A 24,704-nucleotide genomic window follows, 5' to 3' on the forward strand; every position below is an offset into this window, starting at 1 on the left:
TTATCCTTTGGAGGCCCGGTCCAGGGAAGCCTGGCCCTTGTTTTGGGCGTCTTTGATCCGCGTATCGAGGGCGGATCCGTCCACCTTGCCGGCGGCCAGGTCCGGGATCGACTGGACAGTGACGTTGAGCAGGCCCAGCTGGATATCGCCCCAGGCGCCCGTGAACGGGGTGGCCTTGGACTTGGCGGCGGCATCGGCCAGTGGCTTGAGCTTGGCATCGGTCAGGGTGGCGAGGGCCTCGGCGTTGGCCGGGAGGTCACCGAAGACCTTCTGGTAGTTCAGCTGTTCGTCCTTGGAGGTGATCAGCTTGATGTAGGCGAAGGCCAGGTCCTTTTGCTTGGAGTAGTCGGCCACCACCAGGTTGTCGCCGGAGAGGATGCTGGCGGCGTCGCCGTCGGACTTGGACTGGGTCTGGCCCGGAGCGATCGTGGGCATCAGGGCGTATTCGTACTTGCCGGCGACGGCTGACTTGTCCAGGGTGGGAATCGAGCTGGACGTGGTCATCATCAGGTATCCGGCCTTGCCGCTGGCGAAGGCGGCCACGGCGTTGCTGTTGCTCCAGCCAATCGATGCGGGGTCGACCACTTTGTCGTTGGTGAGCCAGCCGAAGTACGTTTCGTAGGCCTTCTTGACCGTGGGGTCATCCATCTTCAGCTTGTTGCCGTCCACCAGCGGGTTTCCGGCCTGGACGGACATGGCCCAGATGAACTTCCAGGGATCGAAGCTGTCCTTGTATCCCGTGGCGATGCCGTAAGTGCCGTCCTTGGTCATCTTCTTCGCCTGCGCGGCCAGGTCATCCCAGTTGGTGGCAGGCTTGTCGATGCCTGCCGCAGCCAACAGGTCCTTGTTGTACGCCATGACGAACGGCCGGCTGACGAACGGGATGCCGGCAAGGTGGTCCTTGTCCGGTCCGGAGATTCCCAGGGTTGCCGGGTTGAAGCGGTCCTTGCCGCCCACCTTCTTCCAGTCGTCGTCGGAGAGGGTCACGAAGGCCTTGGTGGCATATGCCGTGGGGGTGAACGTGGTTCCCAGGCTGTAGACGTCCGGGCCCTGGCCGGAGACCACGGATGTTTGGATGCGCGTGAGTTCATCGTTGGCCGAAGCGAAAGTTTCGAACTTCACGTCGGCGCCGGTCTCGGCCTTGAACTTCGCGGCAATATCGGACTGCCACTGCTTCTGCTGTTCCGGGTACTGACTGGAAACGTTCACCAGGACGCTCAGCGTCTTGCCGGTGCCGTCCACTTTGCCGTCCGAGCTGGTTGAGCCGCCCCCGTTGCCGGAGCTCGATCCACACCCGGTCAAGGCGAGCGCTGAAGCCGTGACGATCGCCGCAAGCCCAGTAGTCGATTTAAACCTCATTGTTTTTTCTCCTCTAGGACACCCGCATGGCCACATCCGTCTTGTGGCGGAAATCACTGCAGGCGACTCGAGAGTCAGTCTAGGAAATTGGAAAGCTTGCGGCAAGCGGTTGCCAAAAGTTGCCAAGAATGGTGTCATTGGATCATCCAAAGTCGGGGAAACGCCGGTCGGAATGCTGCCGGCGGATTCCCCAAGCCAGCGATGAAAGGTCGGCAACTATGGCTAATCCATCGGTGGGAGCCGCTCCGCAGGGTGCCGGGGACGCGAACGCCCGGCGGGACCGTCCGCCCACCATCCGGGATGTCGCCGAGCTCGCCGGCGTCGCCACGTCCACGGTCTCCAGGGCCCTCTCTCGGCCCGAGCGGGTGAATCCCCGGACGCGGGTCCGGATCGAAGAGGCAGCCGCTGAACTCAACTACATTCCCAGCTCCCAGGCGCGCGGCCTCAGCTCGGGGCGGACGAACGCCGTGGCCGTACTGGTGCCCGACATCACCAACCCGTTCTACTTCGACATCATCCGGGGTACCCAGCACCAGCTCAAGGCAGCCGGCGTGACACAGCTCCTGGTGGACACGGAGGAGTCCAGCGAGATGGAACTGGATGCGCTGCACAAAATGCGCAAGTCGGCCGATGGCTTCATCCTGGCAGCGTCCCGCCTGACCGACGCCCAGCTGACGGAGGTCTCCCAAACACAGCCCCTGGTCACGTTCAACCGCGCGTCCACCAGCGCTCCCACCGTGATGATCGATACGCCGTCGGCCATCATCCAGGCGCTGGAGCACCTGGCATCGCTGGGCCATCACAAGGTCTGCTACGTTGCCGGGCCTCCCACCTCCTGGTCAAACCAGATGCGATGGAAGGTGTTCGAAGAGGACGCCACGAAGCGGGGGATGGAAGTCCACCGGATTGGCCCCTACGCGCCAAAGACAACGTCCGGGGCGGCCGCGGCGGATGCCGCTGTCCGCACCGGGGCCACTGCCTGCATCGTGTTCAACGACCTGCTCGCCATCGGCATGCTCCAGCGCCTGAAGGCCCGCGGGATCCGGGTGCCTGCGGACATGAGCATCATCGGCTCGGACGATATCTTCGGCGCCGATTTCTGCAATCCGCCGCTGACCACCATCTCCAGCCCCATCGAGCAGGCGGGCAGGGTGGCGGTGTCCATGCTCCTGGCCCAGCTCAATCCCCTGCCGGGAAGCGCCACCCGGAAACTCGCCGTCATGCCCACCCACCTGACGGTCCGGGAATCGACGGGACCGGCCCCCGCCTGATCAACCCACGGTAAACGGCAGCACCAGCCGGTGTCCCGGGGTGAAGGCATTAAGTAATTGCTAAAGGCGCACCACATACGACTCGACGAAGGCTAGTCAAGCTGGAAGCGGTCCAGGGCCTCCCGAAGCATGCGGTGGCCTTGGCGTTCAAAGTTCCCATCCCCCACCTGGTACGCCCAGACCGCCGTGCCGATCGCTTCCCGAAGCAAGTCGATGCGCCACACCTCCATGGACCTGGGGTCAGTTCCGTATCCCTCCAGGAAGGCCTTCTCCAGCTCTGGCCTTCCCCGCCATTGCTGCACCGCCAACCGGCACAGATCAGTGGCGGCCGGCCTGAAATCGAACCTGCCGAAGTCGATAATCCGCAGCTCGCCATTGCGGATGAGCCAGTTCCGCGGCTGCCAGTCACCATGGGTGGGAACCACGGTGATGGGGGCAGGCCGGTACTCCGCAAGGCGACTCCGTGCCTCCAGCTCGATTGATGGATCGACGCGATGGTCACGGTCCAACCACGCAAACGCCTTCGCCGTGGCCCGCGCTTCGCAGGTGTCATCGCAGCGGCGCTCCTGACTGTGAACCACCTTCAACAATTCGCCGGCCTGGGCGTAGGTCTCCGGGACCTGCTCGGCCGGGGTTCCCTCCACCAGAACGCCCTCAAGGTTCTCAACCACCAGGATGTTGGCGTCCGGGTCTGAATGAAGCAGGCGGGCTGCCCGGCCGAGCCCGGCAAGCGGCCGTGTGTAGGCGTTGTGGGCCGCGACCTCGCGGCCCAAGTGGTGGTTCGAAGGTCCGGCAGCCTTGATGATTACCTGCCCGGTGGCCGTCCGGACCTTGAGGACCTTGGTGTCCACGATCCCCCAGGACAGGTCGGCGACAAGTTTCGGCGAGCCAAGCCACCCCTCAGCCAGCCTGGACTGTTCGGCGCTCAGCAGCCCGCCATCCCACTGCCCTGCCCCCGAACGTTGCCCCATGATCTGAAGCCTAGCAACGGGCGGTCCACGGAAGATCCGGCTGACCCGGCAAAAAGGCGGGCGTACAACGCCGGGAGCCACCCGTCGTCGTACGCACGCCTTCATATCGCGCTGCTTAGGCTTCCACGAGCTTGGCCCCGGCCGGCACCTCCGCCGGAACGCCGGGCTCGCCGCGGCCGTACAGCCAGTCGTTGTACTGGAAGTTGTTGTCGCCGCGGCTCTTGAACAGCATGTTCCGGAGCACCCGGGCCACGCCGCCCACGTGCCAGGACTCGCCCCAGGTCCTGGCGGTGCGCTGCACGCGGGCGGTGCGGGCTGCGCGGGTTTCATTGAACTCGCGGAAGGCGTCCTCCCACGCACCGGCGTCGATTCCTTCGGGGGTGAAAACCTGGTTCCGGGACACATCCTGGAGCACTGCCGCGTCCTCCAGCGCCTGGCACGCACCCTGGGCCAGGTATTGCAGCATCGGGTGGGCGGCATCGCCGATCAGCGCCATGCGGCCGGACACCCAGTTGTCGATCGGGTTGCGGTCGTACATGGGCCAGCGGATGCCGGTGGCCAGGTTCTTCAGGGCCTCCTGCACCGCGGGGACGCAGCCGGCGTAGGCCGCCTCGAGCTCGTCCACGCCGCCGTATTGCTCTTCGCCGCGCTCGAATGATGCCGACTTGAACACGGCAACCGTATTGAGCAGTTGGCCCTTCCGCAGCGGGTACTGAACCAGGTGGCAGTCCGGCCCGAGGTAGACGATGACGTCCTCCAGGTCCGCTGCCGGGGTCTCCTCCGTGATGGGCACGGTTCCCCGGTATGCCACGTAGGCCGAGTTCACCGGGCCGTCGTTGGCAACGGTCCCGCGCAGTGTGGACTTGAGCCCGTCCGCGGCCAGGATGGCGTCGGCTTCGAAGACCTCGCCCTTGGCGGTGTAGGCACGGGCCCGGTCGCCGTCGGTTTCCACCTTCTGCACCAGGACATCGTTCACCAGGGTGACGCCCGCCGCCTGGCAGGCCTCGAGCAGGATCCGGTGCAGGTCGCTGCGGTGGATCACCACGTAGGGCGCCCCGTAGCGCTCCTCGAACTCGCCGCCCAGTGTCTGGCGGGTCAGTTCCTCTCCCGTAACCGCATCGCGGAACACCAGGTGCTTGGGCTGGACGCCGATTTCCAGGACTTTCTCCAGCAGTCCCCAGCGTTTGAGGACCCGGGAGGCGTTGGGGGCCATCTGCAGCCCGGCTCCCACTTCGCCGAAGGCCGGTGCCACTTCAACCAGCGTGACGTCGGCGCCGTTCTCGCGCAGGGCGAGCGCTCCGGCCAGTCCGGCCATGCCGCCGCCCACCACGAGGACATCGGTGGACTCTTTGACGTTAGACATTGGTAGCTCCTACTGCTGTTGATTTCTTGATTTTGGTGCCGACGGCTGCGATCAGGACCGCAGCCGCGGCTGCTGCTCCGGCGAAGGCCAGGAAGTTGGAATTGACGCCCAGCCCCGCCGCGAGCAGGAGCCCGCCGGCCTGCGGCGCGGCCACGGCGCCAATCCGGCCGACGCCCAGCGCCCAGCCGAGGGCGGTGCCGCGCAGGTGCGCCGGGTAGTGGCTGGCCACGGCGGCGATGATCAGGCACTGGGTGCCGTGCGTTCCCACGCCGGCCAGCACCAGCATGAAATAGACGACGGCGACCGGCGGTCCGGTCACCAGCACCACCAGGGCGACGGCGGCCACGCCCGCTGCCGCGATGGCCGTGGGAATGGGACCGAACCGGGTGCCTGCCCAGGCCGTGAGCACTGACCCGGCCACGGCGCCCAGGTTGAGCGCCAGGGCGAAGGTCAGCGCAGAGCCCAGGTTGTAGCCGGCCAACTGCATCAGGTTGGGCAGCCACGTTCCCAGGCCGTACCAGGCAAACAGGGTCACCAGGGTGGCCACCGCAAACAGCAGGCTGGTGCCGAGGTGGGGCGCCCTCAGCAGGCTCCCAAATCCCGCGGACTCCTTCGCGGTGCTGCCGGCGGCTGCCTTGGGTGCCAGGGTTTCCGGCAGGTAGCGGAGCGCCAGCGGGATCACCACCACCAGGGCCACGACGGCCACCAGGAACATCGCCGGCCAGCCGAAGGCCGGGATCAGCGGAATACCCACGAGCGCGGCGATCGAGCCGCCAATGGGGACACCGGACATCATGAGGGTGGCGATGGTGGACCGCCACTTTTCCGGAACGAGCTCGGCCACCAAGGCGTTGGCCGATGGCACCAGGCCGCCCAGGCCAATGCCTGCCAGCAGCCGGAGGCCGCCGAACACCGGCGCGCTCGGCGCAAAGGCACAGAGGATGGTGAAGAGGGAGAACACCACGGCGCAGCCGATGATGGTGCGGCGGCGGCCCCAGGTGTCGGCCATCCGTCCGGCAAAAACGGCTCCGATCATCATGCCCACGAAGGCCATGGATCCGATGGTTCCAGCCGTCGCCTTGGTCAGGCCCCAGCCGGTGTCGCTGATGAGCGAGCCTTGGACGGTGCCGTAGACGATCAGGTCGTAGCCGTCGAAAACGACCAGCAGCCAGCACACCAGGACGGCGAGCATGGAACGCCGGGGAAACCCGGAAAGGCCTGCGCCCCGGGCGGGGGCGGCCGTGCGCTGCGGCACTGCAGCGGAAGTTGTGTGATTCATCCCACCACTGTGCTGGCAGTCATACCAGCGCGCCCATAAGATTCTGTCATGCAGAATCTTCCTGCCCGGCGGAAACCCACCTACTCAATCGAGGCGGTGGACAACGCCCTGCAACTCCTCCAGTTGCTGCGGGACGTGGGGAGCCTGCGGCTCAAGGACGCAGCGGCGGAGCTCGGCGTGGCACCCTCCACGGCACACCGGCTGCTGGCCATGCTGGTGTACCGGGGCTTCGCGGTGCAGGACGAAACGCGGCGCTACGTTCCCGGTCCCGCCATGGGGGCGGGGCCCGCAGGGTTCAGCTGGACAAGGCAGCTGCGCGACATCTCCCGGCCGCATATGGAACTGCTGTGCGCCCGCACCAACGAAACCGTCAACCTCATGATCCGGGTGGGCACCAAGGTCCGCTTCCTGGACACGGTGGAAAGCAGCAACATCCTGCGCGTTGGCGACCGCCAGGGCACGCTGCTCCCGGCACACAAGGCCTCCGGCGGCAAGGCCATCCTGGCCGAAATGGATCCCACCATGCTCGAGCAGCTGTTCCACAGCCCGAATGCTGAGCTCGCCGGCGACTACATCCCCAATTCCGAGTACCCGGCGTTCCTGCGCGAGCTTGAATCCGTGCGCGCCAACGGCTTCGCGGCCAACTTCGAGGGCACGGAGGAGGGCATCAGCGCCTTTGGCATGGCACTGCACAACGGGAAGGGAATGGTGGTGGGTGCGCTGAGCGTAGCCACTCCGGTAGCCAGGTTCCGGCCACTGTTCGATGCCGGGCTGGTGGGCGTCATGATGGAAACCCGGCGCCAGCTGGAGCTGGACATCGCTGCCAACCCGGCGGATGGCGCAGCGGGGAGCTGACCCGGGCGCACGCCACTCCGAGGAATATTCTGCCTGCCAGAATATGCTGGGGATCACAGCCCGCTTTCCCTAAGGTCGAATCCACGCCGCAGTCAGTCCGCACGCAAGGAGAAGGCCAGTGTCGATCAGCGCTGAAAACCAAACACATGAATCCGTGGCCCGGGAGCACCATGTCCTCGAGCCCACTCCGGAAGAGGCTGCCCAGTTGGAGCAGCTGTACAAGGATTTCGATAAAGAGAACCTGATTCCGTTGTGGACGGAGATCGCGGACCTGATGCCCATGGTCCCGTCCCCGAAGGCGGTTCCGCATGTGTGGCGGTGGGATGACCTGTACCCGCTGGCCGCCCGCGCCGGGGACCTGGTGCCCGTGGGCCGCGGTGGGGAACGCCGCGCCATCGCGCTGGCCAACCCCGGCCTGGCCGGCACCCCGTACGCCACCCCCACGCTGTGGGCCGCCATCCAGTACCTGGGCGGCCGCGAGACCGCCCCGGAGCACCGCCACTCCCAAAACGCGTTCCGGTTCGTCGTCGAAGGCGAGGGCGTGTGGACCGTGGTGAACGGGGACCCGGTCCGGATGTCCCGCGGCGACTTCCTGCTCACCCCGGGCTGGAACTTCCACGGCCACCACAACGACACCGACCAGCCCATGGCGTGGATTGACGGCCTGGACATCCCGTTCGTGCACTACGCCGATGCCGGATTCTTTGAGTTTGGTACCGAACGCGTCACCGACGAGGCCACCCCGGACATCTCCCGCTCCGAACGGCTCTGGGCCCACCCAGGGCTGCGCCCGCTCTCCGGGCTCAATGACACCACCAACTCCCCCATCGCCGCATACCGGTGGAAGTACACCGACGCCGCGCTGCGCGAACAGCTGCTCCTCGAGGACGAGGGCCACCCCGCCACGGTGTCCCAGGGCCACGCCGCCATCCGGTACACCAACCCCACCACCGGCGGGGATGTCATGCCCACCATCCGGGCCGAGTTCCACCGCCTCCGCGCCGGCGCCACCACCGAGCCCGTCCGCGAGGTGGGCTCCAGCGTCTGGCAGGTCTTCGAAGGCACGGGCACCGTGACCCTGAACGGCGAAACCAAGGTCCTGGCCAAGGGCGACCTCTTCGTGGTCCCGTCCTGGGCCGCCTGGTCGCTGCAGGCCGACGCTGGTTCACAAACGGAGTTTGATTTGTTCCGGTTCAGCGACGCGCCCATCTTTGAGCGCCTGAACTTCAACCGCACCTACATCGAAGGACGCACCAAGTAATGAAACTCCTCACCCTCCGCCTGAACAACGGCACAGGCAACGGCAAGAGCACGACAGCGGTCCGCCAGGACGGTGACACCCTCACCGAAATCCCGGGGTTCGCCGACGTCGGGGCCCTCCTGAAGGACCCCGCCTGGGAAACCACCGCCAAGGAAGCCAACGGCGCAACCCACGCGCTGGCCGGCGCCGACCTCGCCGCCGTCGTACCCTCCCCCGGCAAGATCATCTGCGTGGGCCACAACTACCGCAACCACATCAAGGAGATGGGCCGCGAGGTTCCCGAGTACCCCACCCTGTTCGCCAAGTACGCCGAATCCCTGATCGGACCGAACGACGACCTGGCCCTGCCGCAGGAATCGGACACCGTGGACTGGGAAGCCGAACTCGCCGTCGTCATCGGCAAGGCCGGCCGCCGCATCCCCGAAGCCGAAGCCGCGGACCACATCGCCGGGTACGCCGTCCTGAACGACATCTCCATGCGCGACTACCAGTTCCGCACCATCCAGTGGCTGCAGGGCAAGACCTGGGAAAAGTCCACCCCGTTCGGCCCGGCCCTGGTGACCAAGGACGAGTTCACGCCCGGCCCGCTCATGACCTCCGCCGTGGACGGCGATGTCCAGCAGTCCACCCCCACCTCGGACCTGGTGTTCACCCCCGAATTCCTGGTCTCCTACATCTCCACGATCGTCACCCTCAACCCGGGCGACGTGATCGCCACCGGCACCCCCGGCGGCGTGGGCCACGCCCAGGACCCCAAGCGCTACCTGCAGGAGGGCCAGGTCCTGGTCACCACCATCGAGGGCCTGGGCCGGCTGGCCAACCGCGTGGTCAAGGAAGCCTGATGGTCGCCCGGCACGACCAGGCCACCGACCCCGTCCTACTGGACGGGCTGCTGCAGGCCCGGCGCGGCACCGCGTTCTTCGCCCGCAAGCTCAACGAGCTCATGGACGCGGAACTGGACGCTGACTCGCTGCTGCCGGGCTGGACCCGCCGCCACGTTGTAGCCCACGTGGGCTACAACGCCCGGGCCATCGCCCGCCTGGTCGAGTGGGCCGCCACCGGGGTGGAAACACCCATGTACCCGTCCGTTGAGGCCCGCAACCATGAGATCGACTTCGGGGCGACGCTGTCCCCGATCGCACTGCGGAACCTCTTCGACCACTCCGCCGTGCACCTGAACGTCGAATGGCGCGACCTGCCCGCCGCCAACTGGCACCACAAGGTCAAAACCGTCCAGGGCAGGACCGTCCCGGCCGAAGAGACCGTGTGGATGCGCACCCGCGAAGTCTGGGTCCACGCCGTGGACCTGGACAACGGGGCCACCTTCAAGGACATCCCTGCACCCGTCCTGGAACGCCTGCTCAAGGACATCACCGGCGCCTGGCATGTGCGCGGCACCGATGCCGGGCTCCTCATCACAGTGGACGGCACCGGCTTGTCGTTTGGGGACACCGCCGGCCCGTCGCCCACCGTGGTGTCCGGTTCACTGGCCGCCATCGCCCAGTGGGCCACCGGCCGCGGCACGGACGGAACCACGGCAACGCACGACGCCGGACCCGTCACCCCGGTGCCCGCGGCACCGGCCTGGATCTAGACGTCCCGGCCACACCATCACACCGCACCAATGGCGGGCCGGCCCTGCCGGCCCGCCATTCGCCGTTGCCGCGCGGGCACGCTGTTTCGGCGACAGCGCGTCCGCCTCAGACCGGAAACCAAAAATGGGCCAGTGGACTTGGAACAGATTCCATAATCCTGCCTCCTGCCGCTGGATAGCATGAGGTGACCGGACAGAGCCGTCCGGCGGGATCAACGCAAAAGGACAACCATGGCCGCGGTTACGGTGGATGACATCCTCTCGGATCTTCCCCTTGGCTTCGCCAGCCTCATCCTCCGGCCCGGCCCTTCGGCGCCGGCCATCGAACGGTTCCTGATCGTCGACGCCGACGATGAAGCAGTGGAGGCCGCCAAAGCCTTCGTCCTGCTCATCGGGGTCCGCGGCCGGTCTGCCCTGCCGGCACTCCGGCGCCTCCTGGCGGATCCGCCCCCGGTGGTCGCACTGAAGGGCCGGCGGGACGACCTCGCCGAAGCAGAGGAGCTCCTGCGCGCAGCGGGGTCGGGGCTGCTGCTGGTGGATCCGGCCGCAGACTGGGACCGCCTGCTGTCGATTGCCAAGGACCGGATCCAGCCGCGCAGCTACCAGAGCGAAGTCCTGACATTGCTCGAGGAAGACCTGTTTGCGATCGCCCAGACCACGGCACGGCTTACGTCCAGCCACGTGCTCATTGAGGATGCGGCCAACAAAGTCCTTGCCTATTCCACGGTCACCAATGACATCGATGAGCTCCGGAAGGCGTCCATCCTGGCCCGCCGCGGCCCACGGAAGTACGAACTGCTGCTCAAGGACCTGGGCGCCTACCGGGAACTCCACCGCACCCGGCAACCTGTCCGCGTCCCGGCGAGGCCGCAGGACGGGCTGCGGGAGCGGGTTGCCATCGCGCTCTTTGCCGGCGAGCGGATCATGGGATACATCTGGCTCCAGGAGACCGGTGCAGGCTTCGGGCCCGACGTCGAATATGTCCTGACCGGGTCCGCTGCCCGCGTCTCGGCCGAACTGATCCGCTACCGCAACCAGCAGTCGGTCCACATGCGGGAAGACCGGATTGCGCGGATCCTGTCGGGTCCGGCAGAAGCCGCCGCCGGTGCGCACAGCGGAAAAATCCCGTCCGAAGCTCCTGCCGCGCTCATCCTGATGGGCATGTCCGACGCCGATTCGCGTGCCGACGACGCCGCCCTCAAGCACGGCGAACTGGCCAACCTCGCCTCCATCCACGCCGCCGCGTACAAGGCCTCCGCCGTCGTGGGCCAGTTCAACGGTGACACGGCCATCATCGTGCCGGACCTGCAGTCCAGCACCGCCGAGCCGGGGCTTCGGTCCCTGGCCGAGGCAATCGTCAGGGACGCCCGAAAACACCTCGGCATCACCCCCTTCGCCGCCGTCGGCCCCCTGGTGCCGGACCTGCTGTCCCTCCACACGGTCACCCGGGTGACGGAGGCGCTGCTGGCCTGCGTGGGCACCGCAGAACCGGGCACGGTGGCGGGGGTGGCCGATTTCGAAGCGGAAATCCTGTACCGCGAGGCGGTCCGCAACTTCCAGGCCTCGCCCTTCCGGCACCGCAGCCTGGCCGCGCTCCTGCAGGAGGACGCCGAGCTCGCCGCCACCCTCCGCGCCTACTTCGACGCCGCCTTCGACGTCGCCGAGTGCGCCAGGGGCATGAACCTCCACAAGAACACCGTCTACTACCGGGTGGCCAAGGCCGCCCGGGTGACCGGCCTCAACTTCGGCAGTCCCCGGGACTCACTGGTGGCACTGCTCCACCTCCAGGAGTGGGCCGCCGCCAACAACACTTCAGGCAGGAAATGACCACGACACTCAGCGCACCGCCCCTGGACATCCTCCTTGAGGAAATCGTCCGGGAACACCGGCCCCGGAAGGAAGCCGGTGCCGTGCCCGACAACATCCCGGTCCTGGCCGCCGTCCCCTTCAACCGTTTTGGCATCGCCGTTGCCACCACCTCCGGCAAGGTCTTCAGCTCCGGCGACGCGGACGTCCCGTTCTCCATTCAGAGCATCTCCAAGGTGTTCACCCTGGCCATGGCGCTGCAGGGCGGCCGGTCCGGCCTGCTGTGGTCACGGGTGCTGCGCGAACCATCCGGAACGGCTTTCAACTCACTGGTCCAGCTCGAAGCCGAGCACGGCATCCCGCGCAATCCCTTCATCAACGCCGGCGCCCTGGTGGTCACGGACCACCTGATGGAAGAGACGCCCGACGCCGCCGGGCACCTCCTGCAGTTCCTCACCCGGCAGGCGGGTACGGGAGGACAACCAGGCGGGGAGGGAGATCCGGCACCGTACATTGACGAGGCCGCTGCTGCCGGTGAACTGGCCGGCAGCAGCCGCAACCTGGCCCTTGCCCACTTCCTGAAGGACTTCGGCAACCTCACCCAGCCGGCCGCGGCAGTGGTGGAGAACTACGTCCGCCAGTGCTCCGTCATGATGACCTGCGTCCAGCTGGCCAGGGCGGGCCTGTTCCTTGCCAACGACGGCCAGGGAGCCCCGGGGGCCGTGTTGTCCCCGAGCGAGGCCAAGCGGATCGGCTCCATCATGCTGACCTGCGGCATGTATGACGCCGCGGGCGAGTTCGCGTACCGCGTGGGCCTGCCCGGCAAGAGCGGAGTGGGCGGCGGCATCCTGGTCATCGTCCCGGGCCAGTGCGCCATCTGCGTCTGGAGCCCCCGCCTGGACGCCAAAGGCAATTCCCTCGCCGGCACGGCGGCCCTTGCCGACCTCTCCGACCGCACCGGCTGGTCGGTCTTCTAAGTTCCCCAACCAACAAGATCTTTTCCGGATCGAAAGGAAACCCCATGCCCAACAACCCCAATGACGAGGTTGAGCCAGACCATGTAATTGATGGTGGTCACGCGCATGCGTCCGAGACTTCCCTGCACGCGGAGGACAAGGGTTACCACAAGAACCTCAAGCCCCGGCAGATCCAGATGATCGCGATCGGCGGTGCGATCGGTACCGGCCTGTTCCTGGGCGCCGGCGGCCGGCTGAACGCCGCGGGCCCGTCCCTGGTCATCGCCTACGCGGTCTGCGGGTTCTTCGCGTTCCTGATCCTGCGCGCCCTGGGCGAACTGGTCCTGCACCGGCCCTCCTCAGGCTCCTTCGTCTCCTACGCCCGTGAATTCTTCGGCGAGAAAGCCGCGTTCGTCTCCGGCTGGTTCTACTGGATCAACTGGGCCACCACCACCATCGTGGACATCACCGCCGCCGCCCTCTACATGCACTTCTTCGGCAACTACATCCCCTGGATGGCCGATGTCCCGCAGTGGGCCTGGGCCCTGACCGCCCTCCTCGTCGTCCTCGCCCTGAACCTCGTCTCGGTCAAAGTCTTCGGCGAAATGGAATTCTGGTTCGCCCTGATCAAAGTCGCCGCCCTCGTCGCATTCCTGATCATCGGCACCTACTTCGTCATCTTCGGCACCCCCGTGGACGGCCAACAAGTCGGCATCAGCCTCCTGTCCGACCACGGCGGGATCTTCCCCACCGGCCTGCTGCCCATGATCATCCTCATGCAAGGGGTCCTGTTCGCCTACGCCTCCATCGAACTCGTCGGCACCGCCGCCGGCGAAACCGAAAACCCCGAAAAAATCATGCCCAAAGCCATCAACTCCGTAGTCTTCCGCATCGCCGTGTTCTACGTCGGCTCCGTCATCCTCCTCGCCCTCCTGCTCCCCTACACCACCTACCAAAAAGGCGTCAGCCCCTTCGTGACGTTCTTCGGCTCCATCGGCGTCCAAGGCGTAGACGTCATCATGAACCTCGTCGTCCTCACCGCCGCCCTGTCCTCCCTGAACGCCGGACTCTACTCCACCGGCCGGATCCTGCGCTCCATGTCCGTCAACGGCTCCGCCCCCCGCTTCGCCTACCGCATGAACAAAGCAGGCGTCCCCTACGGCGGCATCGCCATCACCGCCACCGTCTCCCTCCTCGGCGTCCCCCTGAACTACCTCGTCCCCGCCGACGCCTTCGAAATCGTCCTCAACATCGCCTCCGTCGGCATCATCATGACCTGGGCCACCATCGTCCTATGCCAAATCCAACTCAAACGCTGGGCCGACAAAGGCTGGGTCCAACGCCCCACCTTCCGCATGTTCGGCGCCCCCTACACCGGCTACCTCTCCCTCCTCTTCCTCATCGGCGTCCTCATCATGGTCTTCATCGACTCACCCCTGACCATGCTCGTCACCGCCATCGCCTCCATCCTCATGATCGCCGGCTGGTACGCCTGCCGCACCCGCATCCGCCACATCGCCGAAACCCGCGACGGCTACACCGGCACCTCCCCCGTCATCGCCAACCGGACACCCATCACCTGACCCGGACCTTCCGCCACCCTTCGAACCAAAGAAAGAACATGACTCCAGAGCCGCAGCCCTCCCTGACCGCATCCCGTTCCCAGCCCGCCGCCGTCGTCGATGACCGGCAGGACCTCCGCCCACACGTGCCGGAGAACGCGCAGCCAACCCTGAAGTCCGCCGGGCACGTCATTGTCGATTCCCTGGTGGCGCATGGCGTGGAGCGCACCTACGTTGTTCCCGGCGAGAGCTTCCTTGACGTGCTCGATGGCCTGCACGGGTCCGCCATCGAAACCATCGTCTGCCGCCATGAGGGCGGCGCCGCCTACATGGCCGAGGCCGACGGCAAGATGAACCAGCGTCCGGGGGTGGCGATGGTGACCCGCGGGCCGGGCGCGGCCAACGCCCATGTGGGACTGCACACCGCCTGGCAGGATTCCACCCCCATGCTGCTCTTCGTGGGGCTCATCCCGTTCGCCCACCGGGACCGCGAGGCGTTCCAGGAGTTCGACATTAAGTCCTGGTTCGATACCGGAGCGAAACGGGTCATGGTCCTTGACCACCCGGAGCGGGCCTCCGAAATCGTGGCCGAAGCGATGTTCGCGGCCATGAGCGGACGGCCCGGCCCCGTGGTGGTCGGCCTGCCGGAGGACGTGATCCGGCGGCAGGTCAGCCCGGCCCTGCATCCGGCGATCCCCGTGGCAGCCGGCGGCATGGGCAGCACGGATTCCGCAGCCCTTGAAGCCGCCCTGGCCAGGTCCAGCAAGCCGCTGTTCGTCACTGGCGGCAACGACTGGACCCAGGAAGCCGCCCTCCAGCTCACCGGGTGGCTGGAACGGCACCACATCCCGGCCGCTGCCGAGTGGCGGACCCAGGGAACAGTTTCCTTCGATTCGCCGTCCTACGTGGGCCCTATCGGGTACGGCCGCCCCCGGCCCACCTACGACCTGTTGGAGGAAACCGACCTGCTGGTCTTTGTGGGCACGGTCCCAGGCGATGTCATTACGGATGGCTTCGTCTGCCGGCAGGACTGGACCAAGGAGAACTTCCTGGTCACGGTGGACCCGTCGCTGCGCGGACGGTCCGGCCCGGTTTCCCGGCAAATCCTGGCCAAACCGGAGGCGTTCGTGCGCGACCTCCAGGGCGTCGCGCTGCCGGTCAAGGACGAGTGGCGTGACTGGACGGCCCGGATGCGGGCGGAACAGGAACGCTTCGCCGCGCTGCCGCCCGCTGCCCCGGGGTCCGGACAGGCCAGGATGGACACCCTTATGGCCAACCTGGTGCCCCGGCTTGCCGAGGACGCCGTGGTGACCTTCGGGGCCGGCGAACACACCAACTGGGCACACCGGTACTTCCCCACCCGCCGCTATGCATCCATGCTCAGTGCCCGCAACGGCTCCATGGGGTACTCCATCCCGTCCGCCATTGCCGCATCGCTGGCCGAGCCGCACCGGCGCGTCGTGACCATCGCGGGGGACGGCGAATTCCTCATGAACGGCCAGGAATTGGCGACCGCCGCCCAATATGGCGCCACACCCTTGGTGGTGGTCATGGACAACCAGGAGTACGGCACCATCCGCACGCACCAGGAACGGCATTACCCGCAGCGGGTCTCCGGCACCCAACTCAAGAACCCGGACTTCGGGTTGATGGCCACGGCGTTCGGTGGCTTTGGCATCACGGTCAGGGATGACCGCGACGTGCCGGCGGCCCTGGACGCCGCCTTGGCGGCCATCGACCGGGACCGCACGTTCGCGCTGGTCCACCTCGTGGTGGACCAGCGCGTCAAGGCGTACTAGGCCGCACTGCGGGGTGCTGCCCGGGTGGGCGGACGACGACGGGCCGCACCCGGCGTCGTCCGCTTGGCTTTAAGGTGCCTGCCGGCAGCGGTGCTGCCCGCTACAGTGCCGACCAGCCGCCGTCGGAAGCGAGCACGGCGCCGTTGACGTTCGTGCCGTCGTCGCTGAGCAGGAAGGTGATGGACGCGGCGAGCTGCGCGGCGGTGGCGGGTGTCGGGATGTTCGCCTGCATCAGCGGACCCAGCCGACCTGCCGCCAGCTCCGAGCCCCAGTTCGCCTCGATATTGGTGATGGTGGCGCCCGGCGCCACGGTGTTGAAGCGCAGCCCCAACGGGCCGTACATGACGGCAGAGTTCCTGGTAAGGCCCACCACTGCATGCTTGGAGGCCGTGTAGGCCGCACCCGCGGCGGAACCCCGCAGCCCGGCCTCCGAGGAGACATTGACCACGGAGCCGGTGCCCGCCTGCAGCATCAGCGGCACCACCGCACGGGTGAGTCGCATCAGCGCGGTGACGTTGATCCGGAAGACCCGCTCCCAGACTTGGTCGTCCACCTCGTGGATGGGGGCGAAGTTGTCCATGATGCCGGCAACGTTGGCCAGCGCATCCACCCTGCCGCCGGCGGCCGCCACCACTGCCGCCACGGCCTCTTCGGTGGAGATGTCACCGGCGACGGCAACCAGGTCCAGGCCGGGGTTCCCGGCCACAAGGTCATCCAGCCGTTCCTTGCTGATGTCCGCCGCGATCACGCGGCCGCCTTCCTTGGCGACGCGCAGCGCGGTTGCCAGCCCGATGCCCGAGCCTGCACCGGTGACAATGACGGTCCTGCCGGCGAACCGGCCCGCGGTTGTGGTTTCCTGCCATGCAGCTTCGTTGCCCATGATGTTCCTTCCAACAGAGATGTGGTGCACTGGCGTCCCAAGCACTGATGGCCGGCATCGAAAACGATGCCGGCCATCAGCCAGGTTTCCGGGGCTACAGCCGGTCGGTCCGGTCTTCGCCGCCCTTGTGGCCGGTCCCGCGGAGGTTCTCCTGGACCTTGCCGAACAAATCCTTGATGGTGGATTCGGCGTTGGTGATGACGTCCACGGGAACGAAGACCTCGTGGGCGGCCGGCAGGTCGTACTCATCCTTCAGGTGCGTGCCGTTCCCCACCCCTGTCAGGGAGATGTAAACCATGGCTTCCGTCCGCGCGATTCCTGCGAGCTTGCCGAAGACCACCGTGAATTCATTCGGCTGGAAGCTGATTGTCTGCCCGATGTGGCTGCGGCCCAGTTCACCGGCTGTGACTGCCTTTTCCGACTGGCTTCCGGTGTAGTCCATGAACTTCTCCTTCGATCGCCGACGCTTACGCAGGCAGTCTAACCCCGCCCTTCCCCATGGCACACGGGCCTTCCGGACCCCTGCACCAGCCTGCTGGAGGCCTGCACAAAGAAGAAGCGTGGAGCGTGGTCACTCCTCCATTGAGTTGGGCGGCAGCGTCCCTGTTTGATGGCTTCATTGGGCGGCAGCTGCCGCCGCAACCACGCCGTGCAAAGGAATGCCCGTGACTTCAATGACGAGCCGCGTAAAAAGCCCTGTCCGCTGGGACCCGGTCGAGACCGGCGACCTGGTGGAACTCCGCAGGAACGGCCGGGTGGCCTTCAGCGGCGTGGTGGATGACAGGACGGACGACGGCGGCATCGTGTGGGTGACCGCGCCCGCGGGGGGCCGCCGGCTGTTCCACGTCGCAGACGGCCTGGACCTGGCGGTGGTGCCGGCATGACGGAGTGCCCCGAGGACTGCCCGTACTGCACGGGACCTGAGACGGACTGAGGATGGCCGCTCCCGGCCGGGGTGCGCCGCCGCATGCCATCCCGCGGGAGCCTTCCAGTGACCGGATCATCACGATCCGGGCATCAAATTGCCGCCAAGGCAGGTGGCATCGTTGACGCGGGCAACCGGTACGGCGAAGGTGGTGCCATGAGGTCTCAGATAATTTCCCAGGCGATTGCCCTGACGACGGCGGCCGCAACGGCAACGCTGTTGCTCACCGCGTGCGCTCCAAGCCAGCCGCAGTCCCAAACGACGACGACGCCCGCCACCGGGCAGGCCAGCCAGTCGCCCACGTCGTCGGCATCCTCGGCCCCGCCGTCGTCCTCCGCACCTGCCACGACGCCGGACTCCCCCGCCCCCGGCACCACCGCCGCCGGAGCGCCTGCCCTGTGCAAGGCGGCCGGACTCACGGCCGCCACCGATGCCTCCGGCGGCGGCGCGGCGGGCAGCGTCTACATGAAGCTCAACCTCACCAACAAGGGAACCGAACCCTGCATCCTCAAGGGATTCGCCGGCGTCTCCCTGGTTGCGGACGCCGCAGGCGCCCCGATCGGAGCCCCGGCCGCGCGCGACGACTCCACGGGAGTGGTTGACGTCCTGCTGGCCCCCGGCCAGACCGGCACCGCGGTACTGCGCTACACGCAGGCCGGCAACTACATGGACTGCTCGCCGGTGGATGCCGCCGGCTACCGGGTCTACCCGCCCGAGGACACCGACTCCCTGTTCCTCCCGCAGCCCACCAAGGCCTGCGGCAACGCGCAAATCACCTTGCTCTCCATCGGGGCGTTCCAACCGGCCTGACCGCGCACGGCCCGGCGGACCTGGCCGCGACCCGGCACCCACGCCGGGTCGCGGCGGCCGTCGAAACCCAGTGTCGGTGCCTTGGGGCATGATGGAGGCATGAACCAGGAACAGCGTCCTGCGGGCAGCGCTCCCGGCTCCGCTGCGCCCATGGCCCAATTCAGCCGCGCCACCAGGGACTGGTTCCTGGGCGCCTTTTCCGAACCAACACCGGCCCAGGCCGGGGCCTGGACTGCCATCTCGTCAGGTTCGCACGCACTGGTGGTGGCGCCCACCGGGTCCGGCAAGACCCTCGCCGCCTTCCTGTGGGCCCTGGACCGCCTCCTCGGCACGGCCCCGCCGCCCACCGATCCCGCAGCGGAAACCCCGGCCAAAGGCAAGCGGTCCCGGGCACCCAAACGCAAAACCCGCGTCCTCTACATTTCGCCCCTCAAGGCGTTGGGCGTCGACGTCGAACGCAACCTCCGCTCGCCGCTGATCGGCATCACGCAAACAGCCAAGCGGCTGGGGCTCCCGGCACCGCTGATCACCGTGGGCGTCCGGTCCGGGGACACCCCCACAGCGGACCGCCGGGCCCTGCTCAGCAACCCGCCGGACATCCTCATCACCACCCCCGAATCGCTGTTCCTCATGCTCACCTCCAGGGCCCGCGAAACCCTCACCGAGGTGGACACCATCATCATCGACGAGGTCCATGCCGTGGCCGGAACCAAGCGCGGCGCCCACCTTGCGGTGTCCCTGGAGCGGCTCGATGCGCTGCTGCCCAAACCTGCGCAACGCATCGGGCTTTCCGCAACCGTGGAGCCGCGGGAACTCGTGGCGCAGTTCCTGGCCGGTTCCGCGCCCGTGGAAATCGTCGCGCCGCCGGCCAGCAAGAACTGGGACCTTACGGTGTCGGTGCCGGTGGAGGATATGTCGGACCTGCAGGGCGCTGCGGGCGCGTTCGACTCCGGGCCCGCTTCCGGCCTCCAGCCGCAGGCATCCATCTGGCCCCATGTGGAGGAAAAGATCGTTGACCTGGTGCTGGCCAACCAGTCCACCATCGTCTTCGCGAACTCCCGGCGCCTCGCCGAACGCCTCACCGCCCGGCTCAACGAAATCTACGCCGAACGCCAGCTGGTGGCCGTGGGCGGCGGCTGGGACGACGCCGCCCCGGAAGGGCTCGACGCCGGGCCGGGCACCCCGGGGGGACCGTCGTCGGGCCTTCCCGCGTCAACGGCCACACCCGCGCACATGATGGCGCAAGCGGGCAGTTCCGCCGGCGCAGATCCGGTACTGGCGCGGGCGCACCACGGTTCCGTTTCCAAGGACCAGCGGGCATTGATCGAGGACGACCTCAAATCCGGGCGGCTGCGGTGCGTGGTGGCCACGTCATCGCTGGAACTTGGCATCGATATGGGTGCCGTGGACCTGGTGGTCCAGGTCGAATCGCCCCCGTCGGTGGCCAGCGGCCTGCAGCGGGTGGGCCGTGCAGGCCACCAGGTGGGCGAGGTCTCCCAAGGCGTCCTGTTCCCCAAGCACCGGGCGGACCTGGTCCACACGGCCATCACCGTGGAACGGATGCTGGATGGCAAGATCGAGCGGCTGGCCATCCCGGCCAACCCGCTGGACATCCTGGCCCAGCAGACGGTGGCGGCAACGGCCCTTGGGAGCATCGACGTGGAGGAATGGTTCAGCACCGTGCGCCGTTCCGCTCCCTTCGCGTCCCTCCCCCGCTCCGCGTTCGAGGCCACCCTCGACCTGCTGGCGGGACGGTACCCGTCCGACGAATTCGCCGAACTCCGCCCCAGGATCATCTGGGACCGGAATGCCGGCACCATCGAGGGCCGTCCCGGCGCCCAACGGCTGGCCGTCACGTCCGGCGGCACCATCCCGGACCGCGGACTGTTCGGCGTCTACATCATCGGCACGGAGGCGGAAGGCTCGGCGTCCCCGGCCGAGGACGGAAAACCGGCGCGTGCGCCCAAGGGTGGCCGGCGTGTGGGCGAACTCGACGAGGAAATGGTCTACGAGTCGCGGGTGGGCGATGTCTTTGCCCTCGGCGCCACCAGCTGGAAGATCGAGGACATCACCCACGACCGCGTCCTGGTCTCCCCCGCGTTCGGCCAGCCCGGCAAGCTGCCGTTCTGGAAGGGCGACTCCCTGGGCCGCCCGGTGGACCTTGGCCGCGCCCTGGGCGCGTTCGTCCGCGAACTGTCCGCGTCCGATCCCGGCCCGGCCACCGAACGGTGCAAAGCAAGCGGCCTGGACGACTTCGCTGCCAACAACCTCATCCAGTACCTCAGCGAGCAGAAGCAGGCCACCGAGGTGGTCCCCAGCGACACCACGCTCGTGGTGGAGCGGTTCCACGACGAACTGGGCGACTGGCGCGTGATCCTGCACAGCCCGTTCGGCATGCCCGTCCACGCGCCGTGGGCCCTCGCGGTGGGCCAGCGGCTTCACCAGCGGTACGGGCTGGACGGCTCGGCCATGGCGGCCGACGACGGCATCGTCCTGCGGGTGCCCATGATGGAAGACGAGCCGCCGGGCGCCGAACTGTTCCTCTTCGACCCGGAGGAATTGGAGCAGATCGTCACCGCCGAGGTGGGCGGCAGCGCCCTCTTCGCCTCGCGTTTCCGCGAGTGTGCGGCCCGCGCGCTGCTGCTGCCCCGGCAGACCCCCGGCAAGCGCCAGCCGCTCTGGCAGCAGCGCCAGCGGTCGGCCCAGCTGCTGGACGTGGCCAGGAAGTACCCCACGTTCCCCATCGTGCTCGAAACGGTCCGGGAATGCCTGCAGGACGTCTACGATCTGCCGGCGTTGAAGGACATCGCCGCCTCCGTGGAAAGGCGCGAGCTGCGGATTGTGGAGACCACCACCCAGCAGCCCTCGCCATTTGCCAAGTCCCTGCTCTTCGGTTACGTCGCCCAGTTCCTCTACGAAGGCGACTCCCCGCTCGCGGAACGCCGAGCCGCGGCCCTGGCCCTGGACTCCACGCTGCTCAACGAACTGCTGGGCCGGGTGGAACTGCGCGAACTCCTGGACGCCAAGGTCATTGAGGCCACCGAACGCGAACTGCAGCGGCTGACCCCGGACCGGCGTGCGCGGGGCATGGAGGGAGTGGCCGACCTCCTGCGGCTGCTGGGCCCGCTCGCGCCGGAAGAGGCAGCCGCGCGGTTGCAGGGCACGGCGCCGCCGGTTGAGGCTGCCGAGACCTCTCCGGCCGTGGAACCTGCCGAAACCTCTCCTGCGGTTGAGGCCGCCGAAACCGGGCAGTCCGACACCCCCGCCGCTGTCGCCGACGCGGCCGCCCACCTTGCCGCGCTCCAGCGGGCCAATCGCGCCATCAAGGTCAACATCGGCGGGTTTGAGCGGTTCGCCGCCGTCGAGGATGCCGCCCGCCTCCGCGATGCCATCGGCGTGCCGCTGCCCATGGGTGTGCCGTTGGCCTTCATCGAACCCGTTGCCGATCCGCTGGGCGACCTCGTGTCCCGGTATGCCCGGACACACGGTCCCTTCACGGCAGCCGAGGCCGCCACCCGGCTGGGCCTGGGCGTTGCCGTGGTGGGCACGGCACTGAAACGGCTGGCAGCGGACGGACGCGTCGTGGAAGGAGAGTTCCGGCCCCACGCCACCCCGCCCGAGGCCCCACCGCTGGAGCCGGGCGGGCAGGAATCGGGGTCGGGGGATCAAAGCCGTCCGGCTGATCAGCCGGCACCATCGGGCAGCTCCTCACCTGTCGGCCAGCAGGCGGTCGCCAGCGAATGGTGCGACGCCGAGGTGCTGCGCAAGCTCCGCCGCCGCTCCCTGGCCGCGCTGCGCGCCGAAGTGGAACCGGTGGACGCCGCAGCCTATGGGCGCTTCCTGCCGGCCTGGCAGCATGTCAGGACCCCCGGCGGCGGGCGCGGCCAACCCTCCCTGCGCGGCCTGGACGGCATCATCACCGCCATCGACCAGCTCTCGGGGGTGCCCGTTCCCGCCTCGGCCTGGGAGCCGCTGGTCCTGGCAAGCCGGGTATCCAACTACCAGCCCGCCATGCTGGATGAACTCATGGCGGCAGGTGAGGTCTTGTGGTCGGGCGCCGGATCCTTGCCGGGAAACGACGGCTGGATCAGCCTCCACCTCGCTGACTCCGCGGAGTTGACGCTCAATCCTGCCCCTGACTTCGAGCCCGGAGATGCCGGCCGGCGCCTCCTGGACCACCTGCGGAACAACGGTGGCGGGTACTTCTTCCGGCAGCTCACCGAAGTGGCCGGCGGCATGGACGCCGTCCTCAGCGACCAGGAGGTGGTCACCGCGCTGTGGGAACTCGCATGGGCCGGCAGGATTACCGGCGACACATTCGCCCCGGTCCGGTCCCTGATCGCCGGCGGGCATACAGCGCACCGGCAAGTGGCCCGTGCCCCGCGCGCCCGGGCACCGCGGTTGAGCCGGCTGGGCCGCTCCCACGGCACCGGCCTGATGGGCTCCCCCGGGCTGGCCGGCGGCCGGTACGGAGCTCAGGGAGCTTCAACGCCGGCTACGGCAGCCGGCCGCTGGTCCGCCCTTCCCGAGCCCGAACTCGATGCCACCATCCACGCCCGCGCCACTGCTGAACTCCTGCTGGACCGGTATGGCGTGGTCACCAGGGGCTCGGTCATGGCCGAACAAATCCTCGGCGGCTTCGGGCTCATGTACAAGGTACTGGCGCGGCTGGAGGAAGCGGGCCGGTGCCGGCGCGGCTACTTCATCGAACACCTCGGCGCCGCCCAGTTCGCCGTTCCCGCCACCGTGGACCGGCTCCGTTCCTACTCGGAGGACACGCAACTGGCCAAGGCGGACCCGGTGGCCCTGGCCCTTGCCGCCACCGATCCCGCCAACCCGTTCGGCGCGGCCCTCCCCTGGCCCGCACTGAGGGACGACGCCGGTACCGGCCACCGCCCCGGCCGGAAGGCGGGTGCCCTGGTAGTGCTGGTGGATGGCGCGCTGGTGCTGTACGTGGAACGCGGTGGCAAGACCCTTTTGGCGTTCAGCGATGACGCCGCCGTCCTGGCGGCTGCCGGCGCTGCCCTGGTCGGGGTGGTCACCAGGGGAGCCGTGGACAAACTGATCATGGAGAAGGTGAACGGGCAGGGAATCCTGGACACCCCCGTTGCCGCAGCCCTCAGCGCCGCCGGCGCCTACTCCACGCCAAAGGGATTGAGGATCCGTGCCTGAGGGGGATTCCGTCTGGCGGGCCGCCCGTCAACTGCACCAGGCCCTGGCGGGGCAGGCGCTGCTTGCCTCGGATTTCCGTGTGCCGCGGTTTGCCACGCTGAACCTTGCAGGGTGGACCGTCGAGGAAGTGGTCCCGCGCGGCAAGCACCTGCTGATGCGGGTGGTGGGCCCGGAGGACAAACGGCTGACCATCCACTCGCACCTGAAAATGGAAGGGGCCTGGCAGGTCTACCCGCCGGGCGGACGGTGGCGGAAGCCCGGATTCACCGCCCGGTGCGTACTGCGGACGGCCGCTGCGGACGCCGTCGGCTTCTCCCTGGGAATCCTGGAAGTGGTGGCCACGGCCAATGAGGACTCCGTCGTGGGATTCCTGGGTCCGGACCTCCTGGGCCCGGACTGGGACCTGGATGAAGCCGAACGCCGTGTCCGGTCCCGCCCGGAGGTACCGATCGGCGTGGCATTGCTGGACCAACGGAATCTCGCGGGCATCGGCAACATCTACCGCTGCGAGGCGTGCTTCCTGTCGGGAGTGCATCCCGCCACGCCCGTGGCCGACGTCGTGGACGTGCGGACCATGATGACCGACGCCAAACAATTGCTGGAGGCCAACCTCGGCCCCGGCCGCCGCGTTACTGTCCTCAATGCCCGCGGCCTCCCTGTAGGCAGGATGGCCGGCAGGCCCGGCTATTGGGTGTACGGCGGGGAACGACGACCGTGCCTCAAGTGTGGGACTCCCATCCAGCGAGGCCTCCTGGGCAAGCCCAACGGCGAGGAGGAACGGGACATTTACTTCTGCCCCACGTGCCAGCCAGTGCCGGACTGACAGCAGCAGGCCTGGCGG

The 24,704-nt window shown here is 67.8% G+C and carries 19 protein-coding genes; 13 read left to right on the top strand and 6 right to left on the bottom strand.

Translation table 11 applies throughout. The annotated features are described in order from the left end of the window. On the bottom strand, positions 1-1,359 hold the full coding sequence (locus AC4EEO_RS15740; protein WP_491339238.1) for an ABC transporter substrate-binding protein: 1,359 nt from the start codon (positions 1,357-1,359) through the stop codon (positions 1-3). Positions 1,360-1,577: 218 nt separating this feature from the next. On the opposite strand from AC4EEO_RS15740, the gene AC4EEO_RS15745 reads away from it, so the two are divergent. After that, positions 1,578-2,630: a LacI family DNA-binding transcriptional regulator gene (locus AC4EEO_RS15745; protein ID WP_491329287.1), complete on the top strand. Its 1,053-nt coding sequence runs from the start codon at positions 1,578-1,580 to the stop codon at positions 2,628-2,630. Positions 2,631-2,722: 92 nt separating this feature from the next. On the opposite strand, the gene AC4EEO_RS15750 is transcribed toward AC4EEO_RS15745, so the two are convergent. The 3 genes from AC4EEO_RS15750 to AC4EEO_RS15760 all read right to left on the bottom strand — a co-directional run bounded on the left by AC4EEO_RS15750 (position 2,723) and on the right by AC4EEO_RS15760 (position 6,243). Then, positions 2,723-3,601, bottom strand: a complete 879-nt coding sequence (locus AC4EEO_RS15750) for a phosphotransferase (RefSeq protein ID WP_491339239.1) — start codon at positions 3,599-3,601, stop codon at positions 2,723-2,725. Positions 3,602-3,716: 115 nt separating this feature from the next. Next, complete coding sequence (locus AC4EEO_RS15755) at positions 3,717-4,964, bottom strand: FAD-dependent oxidoreductase (protein WP_491339240.1); 1,248 nt, start codon at positions 4,962-4,964, stop codon at positions 3,717-3,719. Then, entirely contained in the window at positions 4,957-6,243 is a 1,287-nt protein-coding gene (locus AC4EEO_RS15760; RefSeq protein ID WP_491339241.1) for an MFS transporter, read from the bottom strand. Before AC4EEO_RS15760 ends, AC4EEO_RS15755 begins: the two co-directional genes overlap by 8 nt. A 48-nt stretch (positions 6,244-6,291) precedes the next feature. On the opposite strand from AC4EEO_RS15760, the gene AC4EEO_RS15765 reads away from it, so the two are divergent. From AC4EEO_RS15765 to AC4EEO_RS15800, 8 genes are all read left to right on the top strand, one after another. Next, positions 6,292-7,098 carry an IclR family transcriptional regulator gene (locus tag AC4EEO_RS15765; protein ID WP_285320541.1) on the top strand — a complete coding sequence of 269 codons (807 nt, stop codon included), beginning with the start codon at positions 6,292-6,294 and terminating at the stop codon, positions 7,096-7,098. 118 nt (positions 7,099-7,216) lie between these two features. Then, positions 7,217-8,359 (top strand): cupin domain-containing protein, encoded by a 1,143-nt coding sequence (locus AC4EEO_RS15770; RefSeq protein ID WP_133832662.1) that lies wholly within the window; start codon positions 7,217-7,219, stop codon positions 8,357-8,359. Next, entirely contained in the window at positions 8,359-9,201 is an 843-nt protein-coding gene (locus AC4EEO_RS15775) for a fumarylacetoacetate hydrolase family protein (protein WP_133832661.1), read from the top strand. Before AC4EEO_RS15770 ends, AC4EEO_RS15775 begins: the two co-directional genes overlap by 1 nt. Beyond that, positions 9,201-9,953: a maleylpyruvate isomerase family mycothiol-dependent enzyme gene (locus AC4EEO_RS15780; protein WP_109044780.1), complete on the top strand. Its 753-nt coding sequence runs from the start codon at positions 9,201-9,203 to the stop codon at positions 9,951-9,953. Before AC4EEO_RS15775 ends, AC4EEO_RS15780 begins: the two co-directional genes overlap by 1 nt. A 231-nt stretch (positions 9,954-10,184) precedes the next feature. Further along, positions 10,185-11,780, top strand: a complete 1,596-nt coding sequence (locus AC4EEO_RS15785; protein WP_109044781.1) for a PucR family transcriptional regulator — start codon at positions 10,185-10,187, stop codon at positions 11,778-11,780. After that, complete coding sequence (locus AC4EEO_RS15790; RefSeq protein WP_491339242.1) at positions 11,777-12,736, top strand: glutaminase; 960 nt, start codon at positions 11,777-11,779, stop codon at positions 12,734-12,736. The genes AC4EEO_RS15785 and AC4EEO_RS15790 overlap by 4 nt, the downstream gene beginning before the upstream one ends. 44 nt (positions 12,737-12,780) lie before the next feature. Beyond that, complete coding sequence (locus AC4EEO_RS15795; RefSeq protein WP_491339243.1) at positions 12,781-14,298, top strand: amino acid permease; 1,518 nt, start codon at positions 12,781-12,783, stop codon at positions 14,296-14,298. Positions 14,299-14,336: 38 nt separating this feature from the next. Then, positions 14,337-16,076: a thiamine pyrophosphate-dependent enzyme gene (locus AC4EEO_RS15800; RefSeq protein WP_491339244.1), complete on the top strand. Its 1,740-nt coding sequence runs from the start codon at positions 14,337-14,339 to the stop codon at positions 16,074-16,076. A 100-nt stretch (positions 16,077-16,176) separates the two neighbouring features. On the opposite strand, the gene AC4EEO_RS15805 is transcribed toward AC4EEO_RS15800, so the two are convergent. Continuing rightward, on the bottom strand, positions 16,177-16,956 hold the full coding sequence (locus tag AC4EEO_RS15805) for an SDR family NAD(P)-dependent oxidoreductase (protein ID WP_018763797.1): 780 nt from the start codon (positions 16,954-16,956) through the stop codon (positions 16,177-16,179). A 94-nt stretch (positions 16,957-17,050) separates the two neighbouring features. Further along, complete coding sequence (locus AC4EEO_RS15810) at positions 17,051-17,398, bottom strand: hypothetical protein (protein WP_018763796.1); 348 nt, start codon at positions 17,396-17,398, stop codon at positions 17,051-17,053. A gap of 232 nt (positions 17,399-17,630) precedes the next feature. On the opposite strand from AC4EEO_RS15810, the gene AC4EEO_RS15815 reads away from it, so the two are divergent. From AC4EEO_RS15815 to AC4EEO_RS15830, 4 genes are all read left to right on the top strand, one after another. Then, positions 17,631-17,840 (top strand): hypothetical protein, encoded by a 210-nt coding sequence (locus AC4EEO_RS15815; protein WP_133831432.1) that lies wholly within the window; start codon positions 17,631-17,633, stop codon positions 17,838-17,840. A gap of 197 nt (positions 17,841-18,037) precedes the next feature. Continuing rightward, positions 18,038-18,691, top strand: a complete 654-nt coding sequence (locus AC4EEO_RS15820) for a DUF4232 domain-containing protein (protein ID WP_026265151.1) — start codon at positions 18,038-18,040, stop codon at positions 18,689-18,691. A 99-nt stretch (positions 18,692-18,790) separates the two neighbouring features. After that, complete coding sequence (locus AC4EEO_RS15825) at positions 18,791-23,863, top strand: DNA glycosylase AlkZ-like family protein (RefSeq protein ID WP_491339245.1); 5,073 nt, start codon at positions 18,791-18,793, stop codon at positions 23,861-23,863. Continuing rightward, the gene (locus tag AC4EEO_RS15830) at positions 23,856-24,686 is read left to right on the top strand and encodes an Fpg/Nei family DNA glycosylase (protein ID WP_018763791.1); all 831 of its coding nucleotides are present in this window, start codon (positions 23,856-23,858) and stop codon (positions 24,684-24,686) included. The genes AC4EEO_RS15825 and AC4EEO_RS15830 overlap by 8 nt, the downstream gene beginning before the upstream one ends. Positions 24,687-24,704 lie beyond the last annotated feature (18 nt).

The sequence above is a fragment of the Pseudarthrobacter sp. MOO13 genome (assembly GCF_058267655.1).

Excerpts from the sequence above, each read along its gene's own strand:
- AC4EEO_RS15740 (WP_491339238.1), bottom strand. The coding sequence starts at position 1,359 with ATGAGGTTTAAATCGACTACTGGGCTTGCGGCGATCGTCACGGCTTCA.
- AC4EEO_RS15745 (WP_491329287.1), top strand. The coding sequence starts at position 1,578 with ATGGCTAATCCATCGGTGGGAGCCGCTCCGCAGGGTGCCGGGGACGCG.
- AC4EEO_RS15750 (WP_491339239.1), bottom strand. The coding sequence starts at position 3,601 with ATGGGGCAACGTTCGGGGGCAGGGCAGTGGGATGGCGGGCTGCTGAGC.
- AC4EEO_RS15755 (WP_491339240.1), bottom strand. The coding sequence starts at position 4,964 with ATGTCTAACGTCAAAGAGTCCACCGATGTCCTCGTGGTGGGCGGCGGC.
- AC4EEO_RS15760 (WP_491339241.1), bottom strand. The coding sequence starts at position 6,243 with ATGAATCACACAACTTCCGCTGCAGTGCCGCAGCGCACGGCCGCCCCC.
- AC4EEO_RS15765 (WP_285320541.1), top strand. The coding sequence starts at position 6,292 with ATGCAGAATCTTCCTGCCCGGCGGAAACCCACCTACTCAATCGAGGCG.
- AC4EEO_RS15775 (WP_133832661.1), top strand. The coding sequence starts at position 8,359 with ATGAAACTCCTCACCCTCCGCCTGAACAACGGCACAGGCAACGGCAAG.
- AC4EEO_RS15780 (WP_109044780.1), top strand. The coding sequence starts at position 9,201 with ATGGTCGCCCGGCACGACCAGGCCACCGACCCCGTCCTACTGGACGGG.
- AC4EEO_RS15785 (WP_109044781.1), top strand. The coding sequence starts at position 10,185 with ATGGCCGCGGTTACGGTGGATGACATCCTCTCGGATCTTCCCCTTGGC.
- AC4EEO_RS15790 (WP_491339242.1), top strand. The coding sequence starts at position 11,777 with ATGACCACGACACTCAGCGCACCGCCCCTGGACATCCTCCTTGAGGAA.
- AC4EEO_RS15795 (WP_491339243.1), top strand. The coding sequence starts at position 12,781 with ATGCCCAACAACCCCAATGACGAGGTTGAGCCAGACCATGTAATTGAT.
- AC4EEO_RS15800 (WP_491339244.1), top strand. The coding sequence starts at position 14,337 with ATGACTCCAGAGCCGCAGCCCTCCCTGACCGCATCCCGTTCCCAGCCC.
- AC4EEO_RS15805 (WP_018763797.1), bottom strand. The coding sequence starts at position 16,956 with ATGGGCAACGAAGCTGCATGGCAGGAAACCACAACCGCGGGCCGGTTC.
- AC4EEO_RS15810 (WP_018763796.1), bottom strand. The coding sequence starts at position 17,398 with ATGGACTACACCGGAAGCCAGTCGGAAAAGGCAGTCACAGCCGGTGAA.
- AC4EEO_RS15815 (WP_133831432.1), top strand. The coding sequence starts at position 17,631 with ATGACGAGCCGCGTAAAAAGCCCTGTCCGCTGGGACCCGGTCGAGACC.
- AC4EEO_RS15820 (WP_026265151.1), top strand. The coding sequence starts at position 18,038 with ATGAGGTCTCAGATAATTTCCCAGGCGATTGCCCTGACGACGGCGGCC.
- AC4EEO_RS15825 (WP_491339245.1), top strand. The coding sequence starts at position 18,791 with ATGAACCAGGAACAGCGTCCTGCGGGCAGCGCTCCCGGCTCCGCTGCG.